This window comes from Ideonella sp. P3_A4, assembly GCF_056403075.1.
In genome coordinates, this window is sequence record NZ_JBFUGE010000496.1 from 1 (window position 1) to 4,451 (window position 4,451).

5 protein-coding genes are annotated in these 4,451 nt (G+C 62.7%); 1 reads left to right on the top strand and 4 read right to left on the bottom strand.

Annotation, left to right across the window (positions count from 1 at the left end; translation table 11 throughout):
• From AC1DYI_RS27585 to AC1DYI_RS27595, 3 genes are all read right to left on the bottom strand, one after another.
• Positions 1-369 (bottom strand): hypothetical protein (locus tag AC1DYI_RS27585; protein ID WP_477207320.1); only part of this gene is annotated, 369 nt, incomplete at its 3' end.
• A 38-nt stretch (positions 370-407) separates the two neighbouring features.
• On the bottom strand, positions 408-581 hold the full coding sequence (locus AC1DYI_RS27590) for a hypothetical protein (protein WP_477207321.1): 174 nt from the start codon (positions 579-581) through the stop codon (positions 408-410).
• A gap of 12 nt (positions 582-593) precedes the next feature.
• Complete coding sequence (locus AC1DYI_RS27595) at positions 594-1,412, bottom strand: hypothetical protein (RefSeq protein ID WP_477207322.1); 819 nt, start codon at positions 1,410-1,412, stop codon at positions 594-596.
• Positions 1,413-2,387: 975 nt separating this feature from the next.
• Here AC1DYI_RS27595 and AC1DYI_RS27600 point away from each other — a divergent pair.
• Positions 2,388-3,317, top strand: a complete 930-nt coding sequence (locus AC1DYI_RS27600) for an alpha/beta hydrolase (protein ID WP_477207323.1) — start codon at positions 2,388-2,390, stop codon at positions 3,315-3,317.
• Between the two features lie 385 nt (positions 3,318-3,702).
• On the opposite strand, the gene AC1DYI_RS27605 is transcribed toward AC1DYI_RS27600, so the two are convergent.
• Positions 3,703-4,185, bottom strand: coding sequence for a GreA/GreB family elongation factor (locus AC1DYI_RS27605; protein WP_477207324.1), 483 nt, complete (start codon positions 4,183-4,185; stop codon positions 3,703-3,705).
• Between the last annotated feature and the right edge of the window lie 266 nt (positions 4,186-4,451).

A 4,451-nucleotide genomic window follows, 5' to 3' on the forward strand; every position in this document is an offset into this window, starting at 1 on the left:
GTAGTTGAAGTTCAGGGCCAGCACCCCTTGCAGGCCGTTGATGTTCTCGTCGCCCAGCTTCATCGTCGCCCAGGTGTCGACCTGCGCCATCCCGATATCGGCCTCCTTGGTCGACAGCGCGTTGAGGTTGTCCAGGCCGCCTTCGGTATTGACCTCGCACAGCGGCACGACCGCGCCGCAGACCGTCCTCATGTCGGCGAACAGCTTGGAGTAGCCCTTGCCCGGCGCACCGGTGGCCACCTTCAGGCCTGTGCAGGTCGCCGCGGGGGCGTCGGGGTCGCGCGCGGCCAGCGCGCCGCTGGTCGTGCCGAAGAGGATCAGCATGGGGGCCACGAGGCCCGTGATGTGTTGGATGCGTTGTTGGTTCATGTGTTTTGAATCTCCTGATTGATCTGTGTCGGGTTTGTTCAGAAGTTGAACTTCTTGGGTGGTGGTTTGTCTTGCGGTGCGGGCGGGTTGGCGCTGGTGACCGGTCCGCCGTCGGGGGGCTCGCTGCCTGAAGCCGCGGCCCGCAACAGCGCCAGGCCGAAGACGATCAGCAGCACCGCGGTGGCGCCCCATTTCAATGTGGTCCAGAACATCTCGTCCCTCCTTTAGTTCTTGATCATGTTTTGCCGGCGCGGCACCCGCTGTTGCTGCGCCGGGAGCCTGGCCGCCGGCAGGTCCCAGGCCTCGCCGTCCAGCTGATCGATCGGCGTGCCGAGGCTGAGGTGGGCCGACTCGAGCTCCAGCTCGGCGAAGACCTGGTTGAAGTTGTCGCGCACGCTGTCGAAGGCCTCGTCGGCCAGCATCTCCTCGACCAGTTCCTGCCCGCCCGAGGCGTTGAGGCTCTTCAGCGCGGCCTGTCCGGCCTGGCTGAACTTCCACTCGAACTTCTTGTCCTCGACCTTTTCTCCGAGCAGTTGCAGCGCGATCTCGGCGCGTTGCAGCTTGTCGATCAGACGCGCGTGCGCCACCGTCATCGCCTCGATCTGCCGTTCCTGCTTCGCGGCGTCGTAGTCGCGCCGTAGCTTCTTGCGGTCTGCGACCATCTGCTCGAGCGACTTGATCTGCGTGCCGATCGCAATCACCGAGGCCCTGAACTGCTGGACCCTTTGCGCCTTCTGCGCCATGAAGTTCTGCAGTTGCTCGATCGGGTTGAGACGCGCCTCCTGCTTGCGCAACGCCAGCAGCTTGTTCTCCCACTTCTGCCCGAGCAGGGGCAGTGCCTGCAGAAGGCCGATGCCGACGATGCAGACGCCTCCCAGCACCAGCAGTCCGGCGCCGGCCACCGCGGCGCTCCAGATGATGTTGCCCAGCAGTCCGAGCGCGACGACGGCGGCGGCCGCCCCTGCGATCCGCACGCCGATCGCGCGAGTGGCAGGCTCCAGGAGCTGCGCTGCCGGGTTCGTGTTCTTTCCCTCGTGATTCATCACTTTTGTTCTCCTCCAAAGTTGTGTTGCCGAAAAGTCGTGCGCACCTCGGTCGGCACGTTGATCGCGTCGGTGCAGGTCGCGACAACGCGGACGGCGGGCCTCTTGGCGAGGCCGACATCCCATTTCCTGGTGGCGGTGCCAGCCAGGCCCCTGCGTCGGGCTGGGCTGGCGGCGGTGGTGCTTCGCCTTGGCGATGCACAGATCACCCGCGCGGTGCGCGAGGCAGCGGCGGTGATGTGGGCAGAAGACGGGCGTGGAGCTTCGGGGTCACTGCGGGCGGCCCTCCCGGGCTCTCGCGGTGTCGTGCGCCACGCCAGTGCGGCAACCGGATCCGGTTGCTCGGCGAGACCTGGGCGCCGGAGTGAGAAAACTGCATCAAGGGATCGACCGCCGGCACTGCCTTGGCGCGATCCCTGGCCGCTCACCCCTTCGGCCCTCCCTCGTTCATCTTCTTGTTGTTGTTCTTCATCTGAGCCGCACTGTACCGGCGGTTGCGTGACAGAACGATGACAAGTGCAGCATGTACGCAACCCCGTCCCGGGCCGCTACGCAATCTGCTGAAGTTGCGCATGGCGGTCACTCGTGAGCGGCCGTTTCAGTTCGCCGTGAGCAGGGTTGCGGCGACATGGCCATGTCCCGGACGGCCCGAGGAGTGACGCCTTCCGGCCAAGAGCGGTCGCCCGCGACCGGCAGGTATGAGGGCGCTCAATTGAACTCGACTACGCTGCTGGCTACTACCGATCCAGCGGACCTCGCACCCCACGTCCGGCCCGATTGAGTACTTGGTGAAGCCGAGTCCCAGCTGGGCGTCCTCCGTCTCCAGTCATCCTGGTATGCCATCGAGTTTCAGCCAGGAGGATCGACGCACAAAAAACCTAACCTCGTTCGTTGGGGGGCGACCCGCAGCCCGCCTGCCCCTAACATCGAAGGTTAGCCATGAAACAATGTTGCTGCGAACCTCTGAATTCCGACATGCGCAGTTTCACCAACTTCTCGATAGCGATTGTTCTGCTGGTCGGCGCTGTTTCGGCACAAGCGGAGACTTGGCAGCCGTCGCCAGGCCATGTGCAAGTTCCGATCTGGCCCGGCGCGGTACCCGATGCGATAGCCTCCCCGAAAGCGGAGTCTGTCGGTCCGGGCTCAGGACGGGAGCGGTGGCTCAGAGCTGACGATGTCAGCCAGCCCACCATGACGGTGTATACGGCTGAGGGCCCGAACACCGAAGCGGCTGTGGTGGTGTTCCCCGGCGGAGGGTTCCGTACTTTGGCCATCGATCTGGAGGGCACGGAGATCTGCGACTGGCTGACATCACGCGGTATCACGTGCGTGCTGCTCAAGTACCGCGTTCCCGGGAGCAATCACTATTGGGATGACGATTGCCATTGCCACATCACGCCGAAGGTTCCTCGCGCGCTGCAGGACGCGCAGAGGACAATCAAGCTGGTCCGAGCCAAGGCGAAGGAACTGAATCTCGATCCCAACAAGATTGGCGTGATCGGCTTCTCGGCAGGCGGCTATCTGGTCGCGCAGACCAGCAACATTTTTGCGCCGACTTACAAGGCAGTCGATGCGGTCGACAAGCTAAGCAGTCGGCCTGACTTTGCTGTTGCGCTCTATCCAGGCCACTTGTGTCGCTCCGATGGCATTCTCGATCCCGGCATTCGCGTCACAAAGCAAACGCCGCCGACATTTCTGCTGCAAGCGTGGGATGACCCCGTCGACCCCATCTGCAACAGCACGGTCTATGCGCGCGCACTTGACCATGCCGGCGTGCCGGCAGAGGTCCATCTTTTTGCCAAGGGCGGGCATGCCTTCGGCCTCAGGGACAAGGAACATCCAATTTCGTTGTGGCCGATGCTCGTTGAGAACTGGCTCAAGGAAATCAAGATCCTGCAACCTTAAATGCGACGGAAAGGCCGCGGGCCAAAATTTCGCTCAGGCCGACAACGTCTCGCGCCGCGGCTCAACTCAGACATTGGGCATCCGCTTCCGGGCGTTGATTCCCAGATCTTGAATATCGCAGAAGGGTCGAGTCCTTCCAGTCACAACAGGCTACTTCCGCGCCGGCCATCGTGAAAGACCGCTCTGCGGCGTTGACCTCGCCAAGGGGTCGGTCATGTGCCGACACTGGGCTGCCTCGCGGTCAGTGCCACCGAAGTGAATTGATGTGCACGAGGCCGAGAGCGCGAACGAACGCCGCACAGCTCGCCAGGAGGTGTGTGCAGAGCGTCCTAAAGGGGTCAGGGCGAGAAGTTTCTGATCAGTTCGGCGTGAACTTGCTTGCGGCTTAATGAACCCGCAGCACCTYAAACTTCTGTCGGATTGGAGTGACCTGTATCGACACCTCATCACCCTCGCATTTACCCAGCATGGCCCTGCCCAGAGGGGCTTCGCTGCTGATGACCTGAACGAACTGAGCGCCGCTGACCAGCTTCATGCTTCCCCCATCCGGGCCGAGAAAGAGCTGTTGCTGCTTGTCGTCGGAATCGACCAGGCAGACCAGCGCGCCGAGCTGTATACCTTTGCTGGCGTCGTAGGGACTCGGGCGGAATTGGCGCCAATTGGCCATCGCCTGGCGGATGGCTTCGGCGCGACGAGCTTGGCCGGTGGCCAGGTAGGCGGCTTCGAGTCCCAATGTGTCGTATTTGTTTTCGGCGATGTTTTCCTCGTGAGTCGCCGTTTCATGGGCCGCCCGCACTGCCTGTTCGGCCTGCACCAGGTCTTCGGCGAGCCGTTCCAGCACCTGCTGCTGCAGCAAGAATTTATCCACGATGAAAGGTAAGCATCTCGAACAAACGGGGGTCAGCTCTTGATTATGAAGGGCTCCACCAGCCTTCGACACTTCTGTTGGCTGCAGGCTAACTTCGGCTATGGGCACCGTCCTGTCCCCCATTTCTGTGCATCGAACGGCAGGAACTGGCCGACCGCCGGAGGCCATGAACGGCCGCCTATCGGGTACGAAACGCGTGGAGCCGAGGCATGTCTGTCGGACAGTTCCGGAGAACCGCGAATGGCAGCTGAGGGTCGATAGGAACC